The sequence below is a fragment of the Williamsia sp. SKLECPSW1 genome (genome assembly GCF_054332755.1).
Genome location: NZ_JBTGLI010000002.1, coordinates 88,556 through 112,233, shown reverse-complemented (window position 1 = coordinate 112,233; position 23,678 = coordinate 88,556). Strand labels below are relative to the sequence as shown.

Genomic DNA, 23,678 nt, shown 5'->3' with positions numbered 1-23,678 from the left:
GACCGCGAGGACCAGAGTCCACAGAAAGCACGATATCGGCAATGTTGTTCCCGGTTATGGCACACTGCTGGCCATGGACGACGAGACCGATCAGGCGATCGCCGCGGCGGGCCCGCGGCTGCGGGAGCTGCGTCAGCACCGTGAGTTGACGCTCGAGGAGGTCTCGACGCAGACCGGGATCTCGCGGAGCACGCTGTCACGCCTGGAGTCCGGCGGTCGGCGCGCGAGTCTCGAACTCCTGCTACCGCTGGCCCGCCTCTACGGTGTGACGCTCGACGAACTCGTGGACGCCCCCTTCACCGGCGACCCGCGCGTCGCTTTGCGCGCGACGCGTGCCGGCGACCGGACGGTCCTGCCCCTGACCCGCCGTCCCGGTGGCATCCAGGCGTTCAAGATCGTCCTCGACCCGTCCGATCCCGGGATGGCACCGAGTCCGCGGACGCACACCGGGTACGAGTGGCTGTACGTGCTCGACGGCCGTCTGCGCCTGGTGCTCGGTGAGCACGACATCGTGCTCACCGCCGGCGAGGCGGCCGAGTTCGACACCCGACTCCCCCACTGGTTCGGATCCGCCGACGGCCGGGCCGTCGAGTTCCTCAGTCTCTTCGGCAAGCAGGGCGAGCGGGCGCACCTGCGGGCCGCACCACCTCGTCAGGCGCCGACGTAGGCGGCCAGGTGCTCACCGGTCAGCGTCGCCCGGGTGGCGACGAGATCGGCGGGCGTGCCCTCGAACACGATGCGTCCGCCGTCGTGCCCCGCACCCGGGCCCAGGTCGACGATCCAGTCGGCGTGGGCCATCACCGCCTGGTGGTGTTCGATCACGATGACGCTGCGTCCGCCGTCCACCAGCCGGTCGAGCAGGCCGAGGAGTTGTTCCACGTCCGCCAGGTGCAGGCCCGTGGTGGGTTCGTCGAGGACGTAGACGTCGCCCGCGGAGCCCATCTGCGACGCCAACTTCAGCCTCTGGCGTTCGCCACCCGACAGCGTCGTGAGCGGTTGTCCGAGCCGCAGGTAGGCGAGGCCGACGTCCTCGAGCCTGGTCAGGATCTTCAGCGCGGCAGGGACCTTCGACTCGCCCTCGGCGAAGAACACGGCGGCCTGCGCCACCGACATCGCGAGCACCTCGCTGATGTCGCGGCCGTTCAGGGTCAGTTCGAGCACCTCGGCGAGGAACCGTCGGCCCTCGCACACCTCGCAGGTGGTCGCGATACCCGCCATGATCGCGAGGTCGGAGTAGACGACGCCGGCACCGTTGCACGCCGGGCACGCACCCTCCGAATTGGGTGAGAACAGTGCGGGTTTGACCCCGTTGGCCTTCGCGAACGCCTTGCGGATCGGCTCGAGCAGCCCGGTGTAGGTCGCCGGATTGCTCCGTCGGGATCCCTTGATGGCCGCCTGGTCGACGGTCACCACGCCGTCACGCCGCGCGACCGACCCGGCGATCAGCGAACTCTTGCCCGATCCCGCGACCCCGGTGACGACCACGAGCACACCCAGGGGGATGTCGACGTCGACGTCCTTCAGGTTGTGGGTGGATGCGCCGCGGACCTCGAGCGCTCCGGTCGGCGTACGGACCGTGGGTTTCACGGAGGACCGGTCGTCGAGGTGACGGCCGGTGACGGTGTCACTCGCGCGCAGTTCCTCGACCGATCCGGTGAAGGTGACGGTCCCGCCCTCGGTCCCCGCACCGGGCCCGAGATCGACGACATGGTCGGCGATCGCGATCGCTTCGGGCTTGTGCTCGACGACCAGGACGGTGTTCCCCTTGTCCCGCAACGCGATCAGCAGGTCGTTCATGCGCGCGATGTCGTGGGGGTGCAGTCCGATCGTCGGCTCGTCGAAGACGTAGGTGATGTCGGTGAGCGACGACCCGAGGTGCCGGATGAGTTTGGTGCGCTGCGCCTCCCCACCGGACAGCGTCCCGGCCGGCCTGTCGAGTGAGAGGTAGCCGAGCCCGATCTCGACGAACGAGTCGAGTGTCTGCCGCAGGGTCGTGAGCAGTGGTGCGACGGAGGGCTCGTCGAGGTCGGCGACCCAGGTGGCGAGGTCACTGATCTGCATGGCACAGACGTCGGCGATGCTCACGCCCCGGATGAGTGAGGACCGGGCGAGGTCGCTGAGTCTCGTCCCGTCGCAGTCGGGGCAGGTGTCGAACGTGATGGCACGGTCGACGAAAGCCCGGATGTGCGGCTGCATCGCCTCACGGTCCTTGCTGAGCATCGACTTCTGGATCTTGGGGATCAGTCCCTCGTAGGTGACGTTGATCCCGTCGACCTTGATCCGCGTGGGTTCCTTGTACAGCAGCGCCTCCAGTTCGCGCTTGGTGAACCGGGCGATCGGCTTGTCGGGGTCGAAGAATCCGCAGCCCCGGAAGATCCGGCCGTACCAGCCGTCCATCGTGTAGCCGGGGATCGTCAAGGCCCCCTCCGACAACGACTTCGAGTCGTCGTAGAGCGCCGTGAGGTCGAAGTCGGAGACGGCGCCGCGCCCCTCGCAGCGCGGACACATGCCGCCGGTGACCTCGAAGGACGCTCGCTGCTTCACCGTCCGACCGGCCTTCTCGACCGTCACCGCCCCCGCGCCGCTCACCGACGCCACGTTGAACGAGAATGCCTGCGGCGAACCGACATACGGGGTGCCCAACCTGCTGAACAGGATGCGGAGCATGGCGTTGGCGTCGGTGGCCGTCCCGACCGTCGACCGGACGTTGGCGCCCATGCGTTCCTGGTCGACGATGATCGCGGTCGTCAGGTTCTCCAGGACGTCGACGTCGGGGCGCGCGAGGGTGGGCATGAAGCCCTGCACGAACGCGCTGTAGGTCTCGTTGATCATCCGCTGCGACTCGGCGGCGATCGTGCCGAACACCAGCGAGCTCTTGCCCGACCCGGACACCCCGGTGAAGACCGTGAGGCGACGCTTGGGCAGATCGAGGTCGACGTCGCGCAGATTGTTCACGCGCGCACCACGTACGCGGATGACGTCATGGGAGTCGGCCACAGGCGTTCGAGCGGCGGGCATGCACCGAACCCTAGTCGGCGGGTGTCGTCACCACCTCGGCGTCGCCGAAGGTCATGGACAGATGACCGATGGACGACGACATGAGCGTCGCCCCCATGTCGAGGCCTCGGAGCTCGTCGGCGATCGCGTGATCGCCCAGCGTGATCATGGCCCCGCCCGGCCGGGTGCGCACCGACGCCGCCCGCATCGTCCACGGGGTGGCCCGCAGGGTGCCGTCCAGGAACGAGTAGGCGGTCAGCGTCGTCTCCGACGCGGTGTCGGGGACCGACACCCCGCGTCCCAGCCGGAGGTCGACGATGTCGTGTCCGTCGGCGCGCACACGGCCCTGCGGGCGGACCGATCGGTGCCGGCAGTCGAAGTCGGCGAGTGTCTTGGGGAACCCCCAGATCTCCCGTCCCGCGGCGAGGGTGAAATCACCGTCGACGGGCAGGTGGTGGATGTACGCACACACCTCCCCGCGCATCAGCGCACGCATCCCACTCGCGCCGGCGTCGGGGCGGTGGTGGCGCACCAGGAAGCACACGCCGAACTCGTTGTAGGGCCCGAGGTCGCCGTCGACGTAGTCGACGAACACCAGCGCACATGCCGCGCGACCCGGGCGCCAGGTCATCGGTTGCAACCCGGTCGGTGCGATCAGACGCGAGACGGCATCGGCGGACACCGAGACCATCGCGGTGAACGCCGTCGCATGGCGGATCTCCACCGGTGCCGGAACGGCCCGCCCCAGGACCGTGTGGCCGATCGTCTCACCCGACACGCGTCGCCTCCTGTGTCTCGTCGTGCGTCCCGCCTCGTCGTGCGTCCCGCGGAGTACACAGCAGACCATCCCGCCCCCGGGACTGTCACGGATCCCGCGCGCGAACACGCCGGCACCGGGTGCTCGCTGTGACAGCATCACGCCCATGAGCAGGTCTGCGTCCTTCGCCCGCGTCGGTGTCGCATACGTGGTCGCGATCGCGGCGGCCGCGCTGTGGCTCTGGCTGGGCCCCCGCACCGCGTCCGCGCTGTGGGATGCCGCGATCGCCGACGCCATCGCGACGGTCGTGGTGTTCGCCTTCAGCCGGATCCATGGCAACTCGAGCTTCTACGACGCCTACTGGAGCGTCGTCCCGCCCCTGCTGGTCGGCTGGTGGTGGTGGCGATCGGAGGTCGATGCCGACGACCTGACGGCATGGGTGGTGACCGTCGTCGTGCTGATCTGGGCCGTGCGGCTGACCGCGAACTGGGCGATCGGGTTCCCCGGTCTGCACCACGAGGACTGGCGGTACCCGATGCTGCGGGCCCGGGCCGGTCGCCTCGAGGCGATCGCCGACCTCGTCGCGATCCACCTGATCCCGTCCGTGCAGGTGTTCCTCGGATGCATCCCCGCCTATCTGGCGGTCTCACGGCGCCCGGTGGAGCTGCCCTGGCTCGTCGTCGTCGCTGCAGTGGTCGCTCTGGCAGCGGTCGTCCTGGAGTGGGCCGCCGATCACCAGATGCGGCGGTTCGTCGCCACCAAGCAGCCGGGTCAGGCCATGGATCGCGGTCTCTGGTCGTGGTCGCGGCACCCGAACTACTTCGGCGAGTTCGGGTTCTGGGTGGGCTTGTTCCTGTTCGGCGTGGCCGTCGTGCCCGGCGACGCGTGGTGGTCGTGGATCGGGGCGGCGGCGATGCTCGCCATGTTCCTGGGCGCCAGCATCCCGATGATGGAGGAGCGCAGCCTCGCCTCACGCCCCGCCTACGGCGACGTCGTCGCCCGCGTGTCGCGTTTCGTCCCCCGGCCGCCGCGGGCCGCGGCTGCGCGATGAGTCGACCCACCGTCCTCGTGGCGGGGATGGGTGACGTCGGGGTGCTCACCGCGATGCACCTCGCCCGCCACGTCGACGTCGTCGGGGTGGGGCCCACCCCCGGCCTCGTCAGCGGGCAGGAACTGGGACTGCGGTTGTCCGACCCGGCGCGCTGGGCCGACGACTACTGGGTGGACTACGGCCGGTATCGGCGCCTGGACGCGGTCGAGATCGTGCAGGGCACGGTCGACGGGATCGATCCGGAGGCGCAGACGGCGACCGTCACCACCGCCGACGGCCGATCGACGGACAGGTCGTGGGATGCACTGGTCGTCGCCACCGGGGTGACCAACGGCTTCTGGCGCTCCCCCGCCGTCGTCGACGCCGCAGCGGTCGCCGACGGCCTCCGGACGCACCACGACGCGATCGCCCGTGCGCGGAGGGTCGCCGTCGTCGGAGGCGGCGCTGCCGCCGTCGCAGCGGCGGCCGGGATCGCCGCGAGGATCCCCGGTGCGCAGGTCGATCTCTATTTCCCCCGCGACCGACCACTCGCCCAGCACCACCCGCGGACGTGGAGGAGGGTGCGGCGGCGGCTCGAGCGACTCGGGGTCGAGATGCACCCGGGACACCGCGCCCGCACACCCGCAGACGTCGAGGTCCGCGGGGTCGGTGCCGGCGTCATCGCGTGGCAGACCGGCCAGCCGGACGTGGCGGCCGATGCGATCGTGTGGGCCATCGGGCGCGCCGTGCCGCACACCGCCTGGTTGCCCGATGCCGTGCTGGACGGCGACGGGTTCGTCCGCGTGGACGAGACCCTGCGGGTGCCCGGGCTGCCGCACACCTTCGCGGTGGGCGACGTCGCGGCGTCCGATCCGCTGCGCGGGTCGGCACGGAACCGCGCCGATCGGCTGGTGGCCCGCAACGTCCTGGCCGACCTGGCCGGTGGGTCACCGAAGCGATATCGCCCCCGGTCGACGCGGTGGGGATCGGTACTGGGCCCCCAGGACGACGGGCTGGAGGTGTTCACCCCCAACGGACTCCCGTTCCCGATCCCGCGCCCGGTGTACGACCGCGTGTTGCGGCCGTGGATCGTCGACCGAGGGATCTACGGCGGCATCCGCCCACGCTGACCCCCGTCTGTTGGGCAGTCGGAACCGTTCGTTGGGCAGTCGGAGCCGTTCGTCGGGCAGTGGGAGCCGTTCGTTGGGCACGTGGAGCGACGTATGGCTCCCGGTCGCCCAACAGACGGTTCCTACCGCCCAACAGACGGTTCCTACCGCCCAACAGACGGGTCATGCCTTCGACGGCGCGGTCAGCTCCAGAGCGATGTTGTCGGGATCGCGGAACTCCACGATGGAGATCCCGCCGGCATCCTTGATCGGTTCGTGCTCGATGCCGAGTCGGTCGAGGGTGGCGACGGCGTCCTCGAGTTCCGCGTAGGAGTCCATCAGGAAGCTGAGATGGTCGAGACCCGTCCGGTCCTCGTCGAACGAGTCGTCACCGACGGGCCGCAGACCGAACAATCCTCCGGGGAACTGGTAGATCACCCCGCCGAAGAGGAACGACAACTGCTCCCGGGTCTTCTCGTCGGCGTCGTCGGGAAGTTCGTAGGCGACCTCGAACCCGAACACGTCGTCATAGAACTTCCGGGACACCGCGATGTCGCGCACGGTGATGCGAACGTGGTGGTACGCCTTTGGTGAGATGCTCACGCCTGATCCTCCTCGTCAGCTCCGCTGCGCGCACGGAGTCGGCACACTGGTGTCATGTTCAAGTCGCGCACGGTGGCCCTGCATTCCCTCGCGGTCCTGACCTGCATCGGACTGGTGTCCGCATGTGGCGACGACTCCCCGTCCCCGTCGGCGGCGAGCTCGTCGTCGACGCCGATCGCCGCGGAGCCCGCGGTCGCCCCCGCCCCCACCACCCGGCCCGTGGGGACCGTCATCGAGGTCGGCAACGAGCCCGAGGGTGTGCAGGTCGGCACCTCCGGCATCGCCGCGGTCGGGGTTCGCCGGCCTGACGGGATCGCACTTGTCGACGTCGCGCGGGCCCGACTGATCCGGACCGTTCCCACGCAGGGCGCTCCACGGCACCTCGAACTCGCCGGACCCGACGGCCCGGTCATCCTGCCGCTCGAGACCGCCGACATCGTCACCACGATGACCTTCGACGGCAAGTTCGGCCCCATCGCACGCAACGTCGGCAACCTGCCCCATGACGTCGTGCTCACGTCCGACGGCACCTATGTGGGCACCAACGAGCACGGCGGCGGCGCCCTGTTCATCAAGGACGGCTCGGTGGTCGCATCGCTTCCGGCCCCGCCACCGCAGCCGGGCGGGGTCGCGGCGGTCGGCCGGTACGCGGCGATGGCGGACGTCCAGGGCAACGGCGTGTACATCTACGACGGCACGACGCGGAAAGAGGTGGCCCACAAGCAGATCGGCGTGCGTCTCACCCACGCGCAGGCGATGTCGGACGGTCTGGTCGCCTTCGCCGACACCGACGGCAGCGCGGTGCTCGTCGAGCGGATCACCCCGCAGGTCGTCGACGTCGCCCGGATCCCCACCGCGGGCAAGCCCTACGGGCTCGGGTATCAGGCGTCGACGAAGACCCTCTTCGTCACCTCCACGGCGACCAACACACTCCAGGTGATCGACATGAGCGATCCCACACGTCCGAGGGTCCGTGGCACGGTTCCGACGGTGCAGCAACCGAATTCGGTCGCCGCCGACCCGACGACGGGAACGGTCGTCGTGACCGGCAGCGCCGGCGGTGACGCGAGTTCGTTGCAGATCATCCCGGCCGACCTGCTCCCCCGCTGACGCGGCGGCACCCCCGGCCCACAGGCCGGGGGTGCCGCGACGTGTCCACCTGACTCAGCCGATGCTGAACGGCTTGCCGTAAAAGGTGACCTGCTTGTCGACGTTCGAGGTGCGAACGCGCACGACTGCGACCGAGCGGGCCTGGGCGTAGCCCGCACAGCCCGTGACCTGGAGCTGCGAGTTGACGTAACCCAGCTTCGCCTTCGTGCCCTCGTAGTCCACGTTGTTGGTGTACTGCTGCGAGCCGAAGTCGTCGGCCTTCTCCACCTGGTTGATGAAGTAGGACGTGGCCTGACCCGGCGCGAGCGTGATCGAGCCGACGGATCCGGCGGCGTTGCCGACACTGGTGGTCGTCCCGGCCTTGTCGGTGAAGCCCTCGCTGACGGAGCCACCGACGCTCGGGAACGACGCGATGTTGACCTGGCATCCGACCACGTAGCCGGCCTGGATCCGGATCTTGGCCTTCTTGCTGGTGGTGACCTGGTACTGCGCAGAGACCTGCGCGGCACGGTGCAGCGGCGTGGCGCCGAGCGACGGGGCGATGATGGCGGATTCGCTCGTACGGGCGATGGTGACCGACGTCCCGTCCGGGAGCGTGGTCACCTGGTTCTGGGTGGGGAGTCTGAGGACGACGTCCGCGTTCGCCGAACCCTGCGCCAGCAGAGCGGCTGCCGCTGTCAGTGCGGCGGCCGAGCCGGCCATCCCGAGTGCGCGGCGAGAAACCGTGTGCGACATGTGAGATCTTCCTTGTTTCCGATGAAGAGTGGGTGGGGTGGATCAGCCGAGGGAGAACGGCTTGCCGTACAGGGTCACCTTCTGGTGGTCGTCTCCCGTGGTCTCGAGTACGGCGAACGACCGCGCCTGCGCGTACCCGGCGCAGTTCGGGACCTGGATCTGAGCACGGTCGTAGGACACGTAATAGGTGCCCGGCTTCTCGAGGTTCTTGTAGTTGAGGAGTGAGAACGTGACCTGTCCCGGGCTGAGCGCGGGAGTCAGACCACCGGTCAGGCTCAGCGTGTTGGTGGCGCCGGCGGAACCGATGCCGCCGAGGCCGAGCGACAGCGGCGAGTTGATCGTGAGGCCGGTGAAGCTCACCTGGCAACCGATCACGTAGCCGACCGACATCGTCGCGGCAGCACCGTTCGTCTCGGTGCTGTTGGTGCCGAGGGTCCCCGAGGTCGACGTGCTCTCGGACTGCGGACCACGGTTCGGTCCGGCCTTCTTGGCCTTGATACCCGGCGCGTACACCGTGAAATCGGCAGACACCCACGCGTTGCGGGCGACACCGTTGGCCGCGAGGGACGGGGAGATCTGCACCTTCTCGTTGGACCGCGTGATCACGAGATCGCCGTCGCGTTGTGCGCCGTTCGGCAGCTTGACGAAGGTGTCGGCGTTCGCCGCGCCCTGCGACACGAGGCCGACGGCGGTCGCGCCGATCACGGCCATCGTCCCCAGCGAGGCAGCTCGCCGGAGCGCGGTGGAGTTCTTGCTCATCTGATCCTCTTTCGGATACTCGGCCCGCCCGAAGGGCGTGGAGTTCGTGACATGAACGGAACCGACAGCGTGGCCAGGTCGCTCGCCGCACCGTGTCGATCGGCAGAATCGTGATCGATGCAGGCGAACATCCGGTGAACGACGACCGGTGTTCCGATGACATGCCTGCCGGGTTCCCGTGAACGAGCACCGATCTCGGCCACGAATACGGTCAAACCGCAATGCTAAGCGCTGCTTACTATTTGGGCGCACCGATCGGACATCGACGGTTCACCACGAGGTCGCGAGCGAGTCGGCGACACGAGCCGGCCGCCGGGGTACTAGAGCTCTCGCCGCCCGCCGCGGGTCATGAGCATGTCGTAGGCCGTCTCGGCATGTTCTCCGTCGTCGATCCCGTCGAGCTCGTGCTGAGGATCAGCCCGTACCCCGATGGTCGCCTTGAGAACGAGCGCGATGATCGCCGTGACGACCATCGCGTACGCCGCCACGGCGAGCACCGCGACGATCTGTCGCCACAGCTGATCGACGCCACCGCCGTAGAAGAGGCCGTCGACACCCGCCGGCGCCGACGCGCTCGCGACCAGGCCGATCATCACCGTGCCGACGACGCCGGCGACCAGGTGCACACCCACCACGTCGAGTGAGTCGTCGTAGCCCATGCGGTATTTGACCTCGATCGCCAGCGAACTGACCGCACCGGCGACGATGCCGATCGCGATGGCACCGATGGGGGTCACCGACGAGCACGAGGGTGTGATCGCCACGAGTCCCGCGACCACACCCGACGCGGCGCCGAACGAGGTCGGCTTGCCGTGACGCATCTTCTCGACGACGAGCCAGCTGAGCAGGGACACGGCACCGGCACCGAGGGTGTTCACGAGTGCCACCGCGGCGGTTCCGTCGGCGGCGAGGGCCGATCCGGCGTTGAACCCGAACCACCCGAGCCACAGCAGGCCCGCGCCGAGCATGACGGCAGGAAGGTTGTGCGGGCGCATCGGATCTCGCGGCCATCCGCGTCGCCGACCGACGATGATCGCCAACACGAGCGCCGACGCGCCCGAGTTCACCTCCACCGCCGTGCCGCCGGCGAAGTCGATCGCCTTCAGGTGGTTCACGATCCAGCCGCCATGTGCGGACGCGAGCCCGTCGACCGCGAAGACCCAGTGCGCCACCGGGAAATAGACGAATGTGGCCCACAGCGCGGCGAACACCAGCCACGCGGTGTACTTCATGCGATCGGCCACGGCGCCGGCGATGAGGGCGACGGTCACCATCGCGAAACCGGCCTGAAACATGACGAAGACGACCGCGGGGATGGTCCCCACGAGCGGGATCGACACCGTCGCACCGTTCGTCGCGAGATACGTCCCCGACACCAGACCTCGCAGGCCCGCGAACTCGGCGGGGTCACCGATGACCCCGCCGAGGTCGTCGCCGAAGGTCATGGAGTACCCGAACACCACCCAGAGCACCCACACGACGCCGACGGCCGACAGGCACATCATCATCATGTTGAGCACCGACTTGGCGCGGACCATGCCGCCGTAGAAGAACGCCAGGGCAGGGGTCATCACGAGCACCAGTGCGGCGCTGGTCATCACCCAGGCGGTGTTGGCGGCATCCGGCGCCCCGAGCAGGGGGTATCCCACAGTCGTCCTCCGGCCCGGCTCAGACCGTCGCCGTCAGCCGGGCGGCCAACAGCTTGGCGAACTGTGCCGGGTCGTCGAGTTCACCCCCTTCGGCGATCACCGCCATCCCGTACAGCAGCCGGGCGGTGTCGGCGAGCGACTCGTCGTCCTTCTTCTCGGCGCGAGCCTCACGCAGAGCTGTGACCAGCGCGTGGTCCGGGTTGAGTTCGAGAATCCGCTTCGACGGCGGCAGGAACTGTCCCGACGCCCGGTACAGCTTCTCCAGCTGCGGCGAGAAGCTGAACGTGTCCCCGACGAGGCAGGCCGGCGAGTCGGTGAGACGTGTCGACAGCCGGGTCTGCGAGACGTTCTCCGAGAGCGTCTCGGTCAGCCACGTCGTCAGGTCGGCGAACTGCTCCTCGCGCTCGGCACGCTCCTTCTCGGCGGCGTCCTTCTCCTCCTGGGTCTTGCCCTCGTCGTCGTCGAGATCGACCTCACCCTTGGCGATCGACCGCAGCGGCTTGCCGTCGAAGTCGGGGACGTTGCCCGTCCAGACCTCGTCGACGGGGTCGCCGAGCAACAAGACCTCGATCCCGCGGGCGCGGAACGCCTCCATGTGCGGGGAGTTCTCCATCGCCGACCGCGATTCACCGGTGATGTAGTAGATCTCGGTCTGATTCGGCTTCATCCGTGCGACGTAGTCGTCGAGTGAGGTCGCCTTCTCCGGGTCGTGGGTCGACTCGAAGGCGGAGATGCCCAGGATCGCGTCGCGGTTGTCCGCGTCGGCGATCAGGCCCTCCTTGATCGCGCGACCGAATTGGTTCCACAGCGTCGTGTAGTCGTCGGGACGTTCGGTGCGGATGTCCTTGATCGTCGACAACACCTTCTTGGTGAGGCGACGACGGATCGCGCGGATCTGCCGGTCCTGCTGGAGGATCTCGCGGGAGACGTTCAGCGACAGGTCCGCCGCGTCGACGACACCCTTGACGAACCGCAGGTACTCGGGGATCAGCTCCTCGCAGTCGTCCATGATGAACACGCGCTTGACGTACAGGTGGATGCCGTGTGAGCGCTCGCGCATGAACAGGTCGAACGGCGCCTGCGACGGGATGAACAACAGCGCCTGGTACTCGAAGGTGCCCTCGGCACGCAGCGCGATGGTCTCCAGCGGCTCGTCCCATGCGTGGCTGACGTGCCGGTAGAACTGGGTGTACTCCTCGGCGTCGACCTCGTCCTTCGGTCGCGCCCACACCGCCTTCATCGAGTTGAGGGTCTGCGTCTCGACGACGGTCTTCTCCGTCGGCTCCGCGTCCTCGTCGCCCTCTGCCGGTTCGACCTTCTCGGTCCGCTCGACGTCCATCCGGATCGGCCAGGCGATGAAGTCGGAGTAGCGCTTGACGAGTTCGCGGATCTTCGACTCGGAGACGTAGTCGTAGAGGTGGTCGTCGGTGTCGACCGGCTTGAGGTCGAGGATGACCGACGTGCCCTGCGGGGCGTCCTCGACGGTCTCGATCGTGTACGTGCCCTCGCCCGACGAGCGCCACCGCGTGCCCTCGGACTCGCCGGCCTTGCGGGTGACGAGGGTGACGGCGTCGGCGACCATGAACGTCGAGTAGAAGCCGATGCCGAACTGGCCGATGAGGTCGGCCGACGCCGCCGCGTCCTTCGCCTCGGTGAGCTTGGCCCGCAGCTCGGCGGTGCCCGACCGCGCCAGGGTCCCGATCAGTCCGACGACGTCCTCGCGGGACATGCCGATGCCGTTGTCCCGGATGGTGAGACGACGGTTCTCGACGTCACGGTCGACGGTGATGTGCAGGTCCGAGACGTCGACCTCGAGGTCCTTGTCCTGGAACGAGGCCAGCCGGAGCTTGTCCAGGGCGTCGGAGGCGTTCGAGATCAGTTCGCGGAGGAAGCTGTCCTTGTTCGAGTACACCGAGTGCACCATGAGGTCGAGCAGCTGGCGGGTCTCGGCCTGGAACTCGCGTTCTTCGACGGGGGCGTTCACGACTGCGGTCTCCTGTGTCACCTCGGCCGGCGGTGCCGGCGCCATCGATACCGTGCGTCCGGACATCCGGTCCGGCGCAGGAATTTTACCGATGGGTCCGACCTCGCCGGGACCGCCCCCGCGCAGGGCCCTCGATCGTGTATGCCGGTGTCGAACAGTCCCCACGCAACCGCGTGGGGACCTCGTACACCCGACCGACACGGAGGACCGCAGTGACCGAGACGTCTGGATCCCGTCATGACAGCGACACCCACCTCGCCCCGGCCTACACCGGACGCCTCTCCCAGGACCGCATCCCGGCCCTGCGGATGCCGGAGAACTCGATGGACCCCGACGCGGCGTACCGCTTCATCCACGACGAGATGATGTTCGACGGCGCCTCGCGGATGAACCTCGCGACCTTCGTGACGACGTGGATGGACCCGCAGGCCGAGAAGTTGATGGCCGAGACCTTCGACAAGAACATGATCGACAAGGACGAGTACCCCGCGACCTCGGCGATCGAGTCCCGCTGCGTGTCGATGGTCGCCGCCCTGTTCAACGCTCCCGACCTCGACCCGGCCGACCCGTCGAGTGCCACCGGCGTCACGACGATCGGGTCGAGCGAGGCCGTCATGCTCGCGGGCCTGGCGATGAAGTGGCGGTGGCGCGCATCAGGTCGGGGTACGGGCACCCCGAACCTGGTCCTGGGGTCGAACGTGCAGGTGGTGTGGGAGAAGTTCTGCCGCTACTTCGACGTGGAGCCGAAGTACCTCCCGGTCGAACGTGGCCGCTACGTGATCACCCCGGAGCAGGTCACCGCTGCCGTCGACGAGAACACGATCGGCGTCGTCGCGATCCTGGGCACCACCTACACCGGGGAACTCGAACCGGTCGCCGACGTGGTCGCCGCCCTCGACGAGCTGGCCTCGTCCGGCGGGCCGGACGTCCCGGTGCACGTGGACGCGGCCAGCGGCGGGTTCGTCGTGCCGTTCCTGGACCCCGATCTGGTCTGGGATTTCCGGCTGCCCCGGGTCGTCTCCATCAACGCCAGCGGCCACAAGTACGGACTGACCTACCCGGGCATCGGCTTCGCCGTGTGGCGTACCCACGACGACCTGCCCGAGGATCTCGTCTTCCACGTCAACTACCTCGGCGGCGACATGCCGACGTTCACGCTGAACTTCTCCCGCCCGGGCAACCAGGTGGTCGGCCAGTACTACAACTTCCTCCGCCTCGGCCGTGAGGGATACCGGCAGATCATGGAGGCGCTCGCGGACACCGCGCAGTGGCTGGCCCGCCAGATCGGTGAGATGGACGTCTTCGAGGTCGTCACGGACGGGAGCGGTATCCCGGTGCTGACATTCACCACCGCGCCGGACGTCGGCTTCACCGTGTTCGACGTGTCCCGTGCGCTGTCGTCCTTCGGGTGGCAGGTCCCCGCGTACACGATGCCCGACGACGCGACCGACGTCGCCGTGCTGCGGATCGTCGTGCGGGAGGGTTTCTCCGGGGACATGGCACGCCATCTCGCCGACAACCTGCGGACCGTCGTCGACGGGCTGCATCAGGCGCACACGACCGGACATCTGCCCCAGCGCAAGCACTTCGCGCACTGACCGGCCCGGGCCGGGCGGGCGCGGCAGGTCGTCGGCGGGACGATCCCCCTACTCTGGTGGGCGACCGCCCGCCGACGGCGCCGTGTCGTGCCCTTCTGTGAGGAGGACCGTGCTCCCAGGGTCAGTGATGTTCGTCCACGCCCACCCCGACGACGAGTCGTTGTGGACCGGCGGGACCATCGCGCGCCTGGCCGACGCCGGGGTCGCACTCTCGGTGATCACCTGCACCTGGGCCGAGGGCACCAGACGCCACGCCGAGCTCCAGCGGGCGCTGACGACGCTGGGTGCCCCGCACGCGAGTGCGCTCGGCTACGCCGACGGCGGTTTCCCCGACTCCGCCCCCGGCGCTCCGCGTCTGTGCGACGCCGACTTCGACGACGAGGTCGCGCGCGTGACCGCGCACATCCGCGCGGCCCGACCCGACGTGGTCGTCACCTACGACGGGTTCGGGATCTACGGCCACCCCGATCACATCCACACCACCCGGATCACCCTGGCCGCCGTCGAGGCGGCCGCCACCGCGGCCATCTACCCCGACGCCGGACCCCCGTGGCAGGTGCGGGCCGCCTTCCTCACCACGGTTCCCACGTCGATCATGGCCGCCATCCGACTCCGTGTCGGCGACGCCGACCCCGACGCCCCGCCGGCCGGGACGCCCGACGACGACATCGACCTGGCCGTCGACGTCGCGGACTGGGTCGACCGCAAGTGGGCGGCGATCATGGAACACACCACCGAGCTGGACCGCAGCACAGCCCTCAAGGCACTCCTCGCCCTCGACGACGCGACACGATTCCGGCTCCTGCGGACGGAGTACTACCTGCGGCGCGACATCGTCCCCGGTGGGTGTGCCCTGCTCCCGGACTAGTCGACCGGCGTCAGTGTCGTGCGCAACCCGCTCGCGCGCAGCACCTTCCGCCGGACCCCGGCCTGCAGGTCCTCGGCGGTACCGACGAGCGTCACCCGATCCGTGGCGCGCGTGATCGCGGTGTAGAGGAGCTCACGCGTCAGCAGCGCCGAACGTCCGGGCGGGATGATCACGGTCACCGCGCCGTACTGGCTGCCCTGGCTGCGGTGGATCGTCGTCGCGTAGGCCGACACCGTCCCCCGCAGTGTCCGGGGCCGGACCAGGCGCGGCGGCGAGCCGGGGTCGACCCCGGGGAACGCCACGTACATCTCGCCGTCGAGGCGCACCACCACGCCGGTGTCCCCGTTGTACAGACCGGCGCGCCTGTCGGTCTCGGTGAGCAGGATGGGCCGACCGGGGAACCACGGCCGCGCGGGGAAGTCGTCGACGCCGGCCGCACGGGTGACCGTCGCCGACCAGTGGGCCACGCCCGCCGGACCGCGGCGGTGGGCGCAGAGCACACGATGACCGTCCAACGCGGACAGGGCGGCCGCCGCGTCTCCTGCCTCGGCCGCGACGGTCATGTCGTGGACCCATCGGGTGGTCGCGGTGAGCACGTCGTGTGTCGCGTCGACGTCGACGAGCCGTACGGCCGCCGCGCCGCCCGTCGTCGGTGCGGCGGTGACGGACTCGACGACGTCGTCGACCGCGCCGGCGCGCACCGCATCGGCCAGTCGACCGATCTCGCCGCCGAACCGACGTCGACGGCGCAGCGACACCACCGCACCCGACTGCCCCGTCGGTGCGAGCGCGCCGTTCGAGGCGACGGCGTCCGCGGCGACGCTGTGCACGAGATCGGCGAGGACGGCCCCGGCATCGACGGAGGCCAGCTGGTCGGGGTCACCGACGAGCACGAGACGCGTCGCCGGTCGCAGCGCGTCGAGCAGGTGGAACATCATCGTCAGCGACACCATCGACGCCTCGTCGACGATCACCACGTCGTAGGGCAGGCGATGTGACGCGGTGTGACGGAACCGCCGGCCACCGGGCAGCGGGCCGAGCAGCCGGTTGATCGTGACCGCGCGCACCGGTGGGAGCGTCAGGTCGGACTGGCTGTTCACCGCTGCCTGCAGTGCTGCCGCCGCGCGGCCGGTCGGGGCGGCCAGACCCACCCGCAGGCCGGGGCCCTCGAGTTCTTCGAGGAGGGCGACGATCCGGGCGACGGTGTGCGTCTTGCCGGTGCCCGGTCCCCCGGCGAGGACCGTCGTCCGGTGTGTGGCCGCCGCGCGGGCGGCGAGTGCCTGCAGGTCGGGGGTGTCACCGTCGTCGGAGGTCTCGGGGAACAGCTGACGCAGACGGGTGTCGACCTCGTCCTCGTCGATCGTCGGGGGGTCGACGGCGCGCTCGGCGAGCACCTCGCGAACACGGGACTCCTGTCGGAAGTACTTGTCGAGATAGACCAGGACCTCCCCCTCGGCGGTGCGCACCAGACGCAGTGGCGCCAACACACCGGCCTCCGGCGACACCAACGGCGACGACCGGAGCGCGTCGACCGTGCGGGCCGGATCGGGCCAGGCCAGGGCGGCGACATCGAGGCCCTCCGGGGCGTCGCGGTCGGGTGGGATGTCAGGCAGTCGGGCGAGGTCCACACACACCGATCCCGCGCGCAGCGCTCGGACGGTCAGGGCGACGACCAGTTCGAGCGGCTCGTCCACGCCGCCGGCGAGATCGACGATGCGGTGGGCGACCTGCAGGTCGGCGACACCGAGGATCCCGGCGTCGTGGAACGTCGTGACGAGCTCCGCCGCACCGTCGACCGCGGGTGTGCGCGGGGCGGTCACGATCGGCCACCGAGCAGGTCCGACAGCGCCACCACGAGCCGCCCCGGGAGATCCCACCGCACCACGCCGATGCCCGCCGGCGTCTGCGGACCGGCCATCCCCCGCACGAACAGGTAGAGGATCGGCCCGAGCCGGTCCTGGGCGTTCGCGTCGGACAGGCGCCACCGCAGGTAGCGGTACAGCGCGACCGCGTAGAGCATCGCCTGCAGCGGGTAGTGCGACCGGATCATCTCTGCGGTCATCGCGTCGGCGTCGTAGTCGAGCGCGGACGCCTCACCCGGGCCCATCCGGTTGGTCTTGTAGTCGACGACCAGGAACCGCAGCTCGGAGCCGACGGGTACGCCGAGGACCCCGTCGATGCTGCCGGTGAGGAACCCGCGGAGCTCGGGATCGCCGATCTCCCGGAGCACCGGTGCGTAGTCGCGCATCGGGTCGTCGTGCGGCAGATGGTGATCCATCAGATCGGCGATCGCCTCGATCGCCCCGTCGCCCGCGCTGAGGGGGAACTCGAACTCCACCTCGGCGAGACGCCGACGCATCGGGATGTCGGCGAGTCGGATCCCGGGGGGATCCGCCTCGGCGAGATGGAGAGGTGTAAGCATCACCGCGGTCAACGCGTCGACGAGCCGGTCGAGGTCGGCGTCGAGTCCGGATGCGGCGATCGCGGGGACGGTGACCCTGTGCACCTCGGCACGCAGGTCGGCGGCATCGACGTCGACCGACTCGAGCACCGCGTGGACCAACGTCCCGAACGCGGCCCCGTAGGGCAGTCCGTTCATCGGCGAGGGCAGTGCGAGATCGTCGGGCGCAGAGCCGGTCTCGGCCGGTGACAGACCGTCGGGGTCCGATGCGTCCTCGGCCGGCTCGTCGGCGACCGTGAGGGGATCCGGCTCGGTGGCGACACCCGGCTCGGCGGTGTGGACGGCATCGTGAGCGTCGGCCACCAGCGCGGTGTACGAGGTCCGACGCCATCCCACGTCGATGGTCCGGTCGAGGCGGGCGGCACGCAGTGTCACCGACGCCGCGCCCGCGGGGACCTCGGCGACGACCGGCCCGTCGCCGGAACCGGCGTGCGACACGGTGATCGGGACCCCCGCACGCGCGGCCCAGGCGCTCAGCGCATCGATGACCTCGGCGTCGGCGGGGATGGGGGCCGACGGGCCCGGGTCGGCACCGGACGCGCGGTCGCCGGGGCGCGCGAACAGCAGACGGTGCAGGGGTGATCGCCTCGCAGAGGATCCCGGCGCCCACCACAGTGTGACGGCCGACCGGGCCCGGGTGACCGCGACGTAGAACAGGCGCAGCTCCTCACCGAAGTCCTCCGCGTCGGCCTCGGTCTGACGGCGGGCGTATCCCGGCGCATCGGGTCCGCCGACGTCGAGGACGCGACGGTTCTCGTCGTCGTGGAACTCCAGTGTCTGCGGCTTGGGGACCTTCGCCGAGTCCCAGCCGAACGGCACATGGACGATCGGGAACTCCAGGCCCTTGCTGCCGTGCACGGTCATGATCGTCACCGCGTGCGCATCGCGGTCGAGCCGGCGACTCTGCTCCGCCTGGTCCCCGACACCGGGGTCCTCCAGACGTTCGGAGAACCACCGCGACAGGCCGGCCAACCCGGCGCGCTCGGTCACCATGTGTCGGTGGCAGAGCGAGGCGAGATGGAGGTGGTCGGTCATCGCACGCTCGCCGTCATGGGTCGCCAACACACGCCCGTAGAGATCGCGACGCAGGGTGAGTCGCTCGACCATCGCCGCGAAGCCGGAGCGCTCCACCGTCTCGGCGAGGTCGACGACGAGATCGGTCGCCTCGGGGGGTGGGCCGTCGGACGCGGCGACCTCCGCGGGCGACCACCCGAGGAGCGGGGTCAGGGCGGCCAGCGCGACACGATCGGCGCGCGTCGGCTGTTCGAGCGCACGGATGAGGTGGAACCAGTCGCGGGCGGCGTCCGTGGTGAACACGCTCACCCCTGCGCCCACGACCGACGCGACGCCGTGCGTGCGCAGCGCTGCCTGCAGCGGTTCGATCACCTTGCGTGTCCGCACCAGGACCGCGATGTCGGACGGGCGCACCGGCCGGTCACCCTCCGGGGTGGACAGCATCGGCGGATCGGCGAGCAGCGCGGCGATGTCGTCGGCGACGTCGCGGACCACGGCCGATCGCAGCGCGTCCAGCGACGGCAGCCCCGACGACGAACTCATCGGCCCATGTCCGGTGCGGCGCAGCAGCTTCAGTCGCAACGGCGCCACGCCGTCGATCCGCGACGTCTCGTGTCGGGCGTCGACGCCGCGCACGACGATCTCGCGGTGGCCCAGTTCGGCGCCGCCGTAGAGGTGGTGCAGCGCGGCGACGAGGTCGGCGTCGGTGCGCCAGTTCGTGGTCAACCGGCGGTTCTCGTCGGCGACGCGCGACGCCTCGAGGTAGGCCAGGACCTCGGCGCCACGGAACTTGTAGATCGACTGCTTCGGGTCGCCGACGAGGGTGAGCGCGACATGCCCGTGGAAGCAGCGTCGCAGTATCTCCCACTGGACGGGGTCGGTGTCCTGGAACTCGTCGACCAGGACGGCGCGGAAGTGTCGTCGGATCCGGGCGCGGGCCGCCTCACCGTGCACGGGATCGCACACCACGTCGCGCAGCAGTGACTGCAGCTCGTCGTAGTCCCGGACACGGCTCATCCGTTTGCGGCGCAGCACCTCTCGTCGCACGACGGCGACGAACCGCGCCCGCAGCGCCTCCGGTGAGTCCGCATCCGCGTCGTCGGGGAGGATGCGCGCCGCGGACTGACGGACACCCGCCCGGCCGATGAGACGGGCGGTCTCCGACGAGAACGGCGGCGGTGTGGTCGCGAACCACTTGAGGTACACGTCGCCGACGACCTCGTCGACGAGGTCGTCGACCTCCTCCACGAGGGTCAGCCCCTCCTCCCGGTCGCCGGCGATGCCGAGTGCGTCGAGCATGCGGGAACAGAAGGTGTGGGTGGTGCTCACCGTCGCGGCGTCGAAGTCGGAGAGGGCCCCGGCGATCCGCTCCCGTCGGCGTCGGAGTTCGGCGGCGTCGACAGCGGCCACGACGGCGACCAGGTCGTCGTCGGAGCCATCGGGGTCGGCGAGACCGACTGCGAGGGACCGCAGCCGCTCGCGTGTGCGCTCCCGCAACTCCGCGGTGGCCATGCGACTGAACGTGACCAGCAGCAGCGACTCCACCGGCACGCCCTCGGCGATGTAGCGGGCGGCGAGGGCCACGATGGCGTGGGTCTTGCCGGTCCCGGCGGATGCCTCGAGCACCGTCGTCCCGGTGGGGAGCGGATCGGTGAGGGTGAAGGGCAGACCGCTCTCGTGTGGTGCGCGTCTGCTCATCGGACCGTCGTCGTCTCGTGGGCCGTCAGCGGCTGCCAGATGCGGGCTGCGATGTCGCGCAGGTCCGCATCCGCGGCGGCGATGTCGTCGAAGCCGCGCGGGAAGACGTACTGCTCGAACCGGTCGGTGTGTTCACCGAACCGGCTGTCGTACTCGGCGCGGGCGGCCTGCATCGCCTCGCCGTGGTCGGCGCCGGACCCGCGACGCTCGGCGTAGACGGCGGTCGCCGCGACCGGAGCGGGCAGCGGCTCCTGCAGTCCGCGGTCACGCAAGGCGACCAGGTCACTCAGGAGCGCGACGGGGTCCTCGGGCACCGACAGGTCGGCGACACCGATCCGGCTGCCGCGTCCGCGTCCGACCGTGCGTGCGCCGATGACTTCGGGGACGGATGCCGCCACCGCGACCAGCGTGACCCACGCCGCGATCCGCCGCTTGGCCGACAACCGCGAGAACGACGCGGTGACGGCGCGCAGGCCGCCCTCGCCCTTCCGCAGGGAGTCGACCGTGCCGGTGAGCCGACGGCCGTCGGGAAGGGCCACGTCGACGTCGACGGTGACACGGGGGGTCTGCGCCTCGGGGCCCGCCGCCGCGACGATGCGGTCGACGAGATCGACGATGTCGTCGAGGGCACGTCTGCCGAAGGCGAAGGGCGGCAACATCCCTCGACGGATCTCGATGTTGCGCAGTGTCGCGGGGTCCACGCCGTCGAGACGGCGGGACAGGATGCGGTCGCCGATCCCCCACCGGTCCAGTGAGTCGAGGTCGGCGGACATGGCGTCGGGCAGGACGTCGTCGGCCTCGGGCACACCGGTGTGCAGTCGCTGCCGCAGGAACCCGCGTGCGGGGTGTTCGAGGAACGCGACGAGATCGGTGAGGTCGACGTCGGCGTCCCGGACATCGGCCGGGAGCGGGATGGGGGTGCGGTCGAAACCGAGCGTCCCCACCGGCGGCGTCGTCAGCGCACGGGCTCCGGCGAGCGCGACGGTGTCGTAGGAGAACGGTCGGGGCGCCGCGGGGTCGGCCTCGACCTCGTCGTCGACGGCGAACGCCGCGGGGTCGAAGGCGTGCAGGGGGTGGCGCTGGACCACCCCGTCGGGGCCATCGGCCCCCACCAGCGTCACCAGGGTGTCGACCACCTCGCTGACCGGCACCGACGGGGGCCGACGCAGTCCGGACACGGGGTCGGTGCCGGTGAAGCAGATGGCGAGTCGGTCGGTGGCGGACATGATCGTGTCCATCAACAACTGCCGGTCCTCGGCGCGCGGATCGCGCTCCCCCACGACGGGGTCGCGCCCCAGGACGTCGTCGCCGTCGGCGCGGGTCGCCCGGGGGTAGGTGTCGTCGTCGAGGCCGAGGAGGACGACGGCCCGGTGCGGGACCGATCGCATGGGCACCAGGGAACACACCGTCAGCTCACCGGTGCGGAAGTTGGCGCGGGTGGGCCGGGCTGCGACCATCTCGTCGAGCAGTGCGGTGACGTCGGCCCTGCGCAGGGTGAGGGTGTCGCCGTGCTCGAAGGCGGCGTCGATCTCGGCGATCGCGCGGGCGGTCTGCCAGGCCTGTGTGGGGTCGCTCGCCGTGAGGTCGGTGACGACGCGGGTCAGGGCATCGCGCCACTCCCGGGCGGTGTGGACACCGGAGAGGGCGTCGACGCATCGGTCGAGGTGGTCGACGAAATCGATGAACCGACCGACCAGGTCGACATCGGTGCTCTCGATGTCCGACAGCGGCAGCGCACGGTCGATCCACCCGTCCATCTCGTCGGCGGCGACGCCGAGCGCGAGCCGGTCGATGCCGGTCTCCACGGTGTTCTGCGGGAAACCCTCCAACCCGAACGCCGTGCGCTGCGATGCACCCAGCCCCCACCGCACGCCGCTGCGCTCGAGCCAGTCGTCGATACGCTCGAGGGCGTCGTCGTCGAAGGCGAAACGCCGCGAGACCGGCTCGCGCGCAGCCAGATCCGCGATGTCCCCGGCCGTGATGCGCGCACCTGCCAGCGCCACGACGGAGACCACCGTGTCCAGGACGGCGTTCGTGGCGGTGAGTCCGCGATCGGCCAGGCGGACACGGAGCTGGTGCGCGGGGTGGGTCGTGGCGTCCTGACCGAACGAGGCGGCGACCAGCGGGGCGAACTGGTCGATGTCGGGGCACATCACGATGACGTCGCGCGGGGTGAGGGTGGGGTCCTCGGCGAACATCCGCACGATGACGTCCCGGGCCACCTCCACCTGTCGCGCCGGGCCGTGACAGGCGTGGACGGTCACCGTGCCGTCGGCGGTCGCCGACCCCGCCCGCGGCGCCTCGTCGGCCTCGACACCCGCCTGCAGGCGGCCGAGCAGGGTGGTCGGTCGGGCCTGCTCCAGCGGATGGTGCACATCGACGTCGACCACGTCGCCGAGTCGGTGGCGCGTCTCGCGGACCTCACGGGACAGGCTCGCCACCAACGGATGTGGTGAGACGGCACGACGCAGGGATCTCCGCCGGACCGTCGCCCCGGCAGGCTCCGATCGCCACAGGTGATCGGAGGGGTGCGGGAGGAACACATGGACGTCGCGATGCGCGGCGACCGCCGACAGCACCGACAGTTGCTGGGTGGTCAGCCGTGTGGGGCCGAACAGCGACAGCCGCTCGGGGAGGTCGAGGACGGTCGGGGCGTCACGGACACGACCGCACAGCTCCTCGATCATCTCGGCGGGAGACGGGACGCCGACGCGGTCGCGCAGCGCACGCCACACCACGGGCTGCCACCGCAGGTCGTCGTCGATCGGCCGTGTCGCCCCGTCGGCGTCGACGATCCCGTCGTGATCGTCGCCGCGGGTCCAGGCGGCCAACATCGCCGGCCGGGACGCCGCGTACGACCGGAACAGACGCGCGAGATGGTCTGCGGTCGTCCAGCGTCGACCCGCCCGGTGGGCGTCGGTCTGCCCGTCCGCGACACCGAGATGTCGCGCCAGCACGCCACATCCGGGGAGTGACACACAGTCGTCGAGCACGTCCACGAGGTGCCACCGCACCCGTCCCGTCGCCCACGGGTCGTCGGGCATGCGGTGGCCGCGGACGGCGGCGAGGATCCCCTCGACCAGGTCCGACGCCGAGCGGAAGTCGATGTTGGCCGCCACCCCGTCCCCGGCGTCGGGGGCGGCCCCGAGGCGCAGCGCGAGGCGCTGCGCCAGCCACCGCTCGACGCCTTTCGCCGGTACCGCGACGATCTCGGCCGCGAACGGGTCGGCCGGGGGCTGCAGCAGGATCGTCCCGAGCGTATCGGCGAGGACGTCGGTCCGTGGCGATCGGTGCAGCGTCAGCACG

The 23,678-nt window shown here is 70.2% G+C and carries 16 protein-coding genes; 6 read left to right on the top strand and 10 right to left on the bottom strand.

Annotated elements, in window-relative coordinates; all coding sequences use genetic code 11:
- The first annotated feature begins 73 nt into the window (after window positions 1–73).
- Window positions 74–667 carry a helix-turn-helix domain-containing protein gene (locus ACXVUM_RS16380; RefSeq protein ID WP_458522993.1) on the top strand — a complete coding sequence of 198 codons (594 nt, stop codon included), beginning with the start codon at window positions 74–76 and terminating at the stop codon, window positions 665–667.
- On the opposite strand, the gene ACXVUM_RS16375 is transcribed toward ACXVUM_RS16380, so the two are convergent.
- Entirely contained in the window at window positions 652–3,018 is a 2,367-nt protein-coding gene (locus ACXVUM_RS16375; RefSeq protein WP_458522992.1) for an ATP-binding cassette domain-containing protein, read from the bottom strand. The two genes, ACXVUM_RS16380 and ACXVUM_RS16375, sit on opposite strands and share 16 nt — an antisense overlap.
- Before the next feature lie 10 nt (window positions 3,019–3,028).
- Window positions 3,029–3,775 (bottom strand): acetoacetate decarboxylase family protein, encoded by a 747-nt coding sequence (locus ACXVUM_RS16370; protein ID WP_458522991.1) that lies wholly within the window; start codon window positions 3,773–3,775, stop codon window positions 3,029–3,031.
- A 145-nt stretch (window positions 3,776–3,920) separates the two neighbouring features.
- Here ACXVUM_RS16370 and ACXVUM_RS16365 point away from each other — a divergent pair, with 145 nt between their 5' ends.
- Both ACXVUM_RS16365 and ACXVUM_RS16360 read left to right on the top strand, forming a co-directional pair.
- The gene (locus ACXVUM_RS16365; RefSeq protein WP_458522990.1) at window positions 3,921–4,805 is read left to right on the top strand and encodes a DUF1295 domain-containing protein; all 885 of its coding nucleotides are present in this window, start codon (window positions 3,921–3,923) and stop codon (window positions 4,803–4,805) included.
- A complete protein-coding gene (locus ACXVUM_RS16360; protein WP_458522989.1) occupies window positions 4,802–5,914 on the top strand; it encodes an FAD-dependent oxidoreductase in 1,113 nt (370 codons plus the stop codon). The genes ACXVUM_RS16365 and ACXVUM_RS16360 overlap by 4 nt, the downstream gene beginning before the upstream one ends.
- A gap of 162 nt (window positions 5,915–6,076) precedes the next feature.
- Here ACXVUM_RS16360 and ACXVUM_RS16355 read toward each other — a convergent pair whose 3' ends face one another.
- Window positions 6,077–6,496 carry a VOC family protein gene (locus tag ACXVUM_RS16355; protein WP_458522988.1) on the bottom strand — a complete coding sequence of 140 codons (420 nt, stop codon included), beginning with the start codon at window positions 6,494–6,496 and terminating at the stop codon, window positions 6,077–6,079.
- Between the two features lie 54 nt (window positions 6,497–6,550).
- Between ACXVUM_RS16355 and ACXVUM_RS16350 the strand changes: the two genes are divergently transcribed.
- The gene (locus ACXVUM_RS16350; RefSeq protein ID WP_458522987.1) at window positions 6,551–7,606 is read left to right on the top strand and encodes a hypothetical protein; all 1,056 of its coding nucleotides are present in this window, start codon (window positions 6,551–6,553) and stop codon (window positions 7,604–7,606) included.
- Window positions 7,607–7,660: 54 nt separating this feature from the next.
- On the opposite strand, the gene ACXVUM_RS16345 is transcribed toward ACXVUM_RS16350, so the two are convergent.
- The 4 genes from ACXVUM_RS16345 to htpG all read right to left on the bottom strand — a co-directional run bounded on the left by ACXVUM_RS16345 (window position 7,661) and on the right by htpG (window position 12,778).
- Window positions 7,661–8,341 (bottom strand): MspA family porin, encoded by a 681-nt coding sequence (locus tag ACXVUM_RS16345; protein WP_458522986.1) that lies wholly within the window; start codon window positions 8,339–8,341, stop codon window positions 7,661–7,663.
- Between the two features lie 42 nt (window positions 8,342–8,383).
- Window positions 8,384–9,100 carry an MspA family porin gene (locus tag ACXVUM_RS16340; RefSeq protein WP_458522985.1) on the bottom strand — a complete coding sequence of 239 codons (717 nt, stop codon included), beginning with the start codon at window positions 9,098–9,100 and terminating at the stop codon, window positions 8,384–8,386.
- A gap of 320 nt (window positions 9,101–9,420) precedes the next feature.
- Entirely contained in the window at window positions 9,421–10,698 is a 1,278-nt protein-coding gene (locus tag ACXVUM_RS16335; RefSeq protein WP_458523534.1) for an ammonium transporter, read from the bottom strand.
- A gap of 70 nt (window positions 10,699–10,768) precedes the next feature.
- Window positions 10,769–12,778, bottom strand: coding sequence for a molecular chaperone HtpG (gene htpG, locus ACXVUM_RS16330; RefSeq protein ID WP_458522984.1), 2,010 nt, complete (start codon window positions 12,776–12,778; stop codon window positions 10,769–10,771).
- Window positions 12,779–12,945: 167 nt separating this feature from the next.
- Between htpG and ACXVUM_RS16325 the strand changes: the two genes are divergently transcribed.
- The gene (locus ACXVUM_RS16325; protein WP_458522983.1) at window positions 12,946–14,331 is read left to right on the top strand and encodes a glutamate decarboxylase; all 1,386 of its coding nucleotides are present in this window, start codon (window positions 12,946–12,948) and stop codon (window positions 14,329–14,331) included.
- A 109-nt stretch (window positions 14,332–14,440) separates the two neighbouring features.
- Complete coding sequence (locus ACXVUM_RS16320) at window positions 14,441–15,199, top strand: PIG-L family deacetylase (protein ID WP_458522982.1); 759 nt, start codon at window positions 14,441–14,443, stop codon at window positions 15,197–15,199.
- On the opposite strand, the gene recD is transcribed toward ACXVUM_RS16320, so the two are convergent.
- From recD to recC, 3 genes are read right to left on the bottom strand one after another with little or no spacing between them, the layout of a single operon-like run.
- On the bottom strand, window positions 15,196–17,019 hold the full coding sequence (gene recD, locus ACXVUM_RS16315; protein WP_458522981.1) for an exodeoxyribonuclease V subunit alpha: 1,824 nt from the start codon (window positions 17,017–17,019) through the stop codon (window positions 15,196–15,198). The two genes, ACXVUM_RS16320 and recD, sit on opposite strands and share 4 nt — an antisense overlap.
- On the bottom strand, window positions 17,016–20,372 hold the full coding sequence (locus tag ACXVUM_RS16310; RefSeq protein WP_458522980.1) for a UvrD-helicase domain-containing protein: 3,357 nt from the start codon (window positions 20,370–20,372) through the stop codon (window positions 17,016–17,018). Before ACXVUM_RS16310 ends, recD begins: the two co-directional genes overlap by 4 nt.
- On the bottom strand, window positions 20,369–23,677 hold the full coding sequence (gene recC / locus ACXVUM_RS16305; RefSeq protein ID WP_458522979.1) for an exodeoxyribonuclease V subunit gamma: 3,309 nt from the start codon (window positions 23,675–23,677) through the stop codon (window positions 20,369–20,371). Before recC ends, ACXVUM_RS16310 begins: the two co-directional genes overlap by 4 nt.
- Between the last annotated feature and the right edge of the window lies 1 nt (window position 23,678).

What these genes read in the sequence shown, in the direction of transcription:
- ACXVUM_RS16380 (WP_458522993.1), top strand. Translation starts at nt 74, where the DNA reads ATGGACGACGAGACCGATCAGGCGATCGCCGCGGCGGGCCCGCGGCTG.
- ACXVUM_RS16375 (WP_458522992.1), bottom strand. Translation starts at nt 3,018, where the DNA reads ATGCCCGCCGCTCGAACGCCTGTGGCCGACTCCCATGACGTCATCCGC.
- ACXVUM_RS16365 (WP_458522990.1), top strand. Translation starts at nt 3,921, where the DNA reads ATGAGCAGGTCTGCGTCCTTCGCCCGCGTCGGTGTCGCATACGTGGTC.
- ACXVUM_RS16360 (WP_458522989.1), top strand. Translation starts at nt 4,802, where the DNA reads ATGAGTCGACCCACCGTCCTCGTGGCGGGGATGGGTGACGTCGGGGTG.
- ACXVUM_RS16350 (WP_458522987.1), top strand. Translation starts at nt 6,551, where the DNA reads ATGTTCAAGTCGCGCACGGTGGCCCTGCATTCCCTCGCGGTCCTGACC.
- ACXVUM_RS16345 (WP_458522986.1), bottom strand. Translation starts at nt 8,341, where the DNA reads ATGTCGCACACGGTTTCTCGCCGCGCACTCGGGATGGCCGGCTCGGCC.
- ACXVUM_RS16340 (WP_458522985.1), bottom strand. Translation starts at nt 9,100, where the DNA reads ATGAGCAAGAACTCCACCGCGCTCCGGCGAGCTGCCTCGCTGGGGACG.
- ACXVUM_RS16335 (WP_458523534.1), bottom strand. Translation starts at nt 10,698, where the DNA reads ATGACCAGCGCCGCACTGGTGCTCGTGATGACCCCTGCCCTGGCGTTC.
- htpG (WP_458522984.1), bottom strand. Translation starts at nt 12,778, where the DNA reads ATGGCGCCGGCACCGCCGGCCGAGGTGACACAGGAGACCGCAGTCGTG.
- ACXVUM_RS16310 (WP_458522980.1), bottom strand. Translation starts at nt 20,372, where the DNA reads ATGAGCAGACGCGCACCACACGAGAGCGGTCTGCCCTTCACCCTCACC.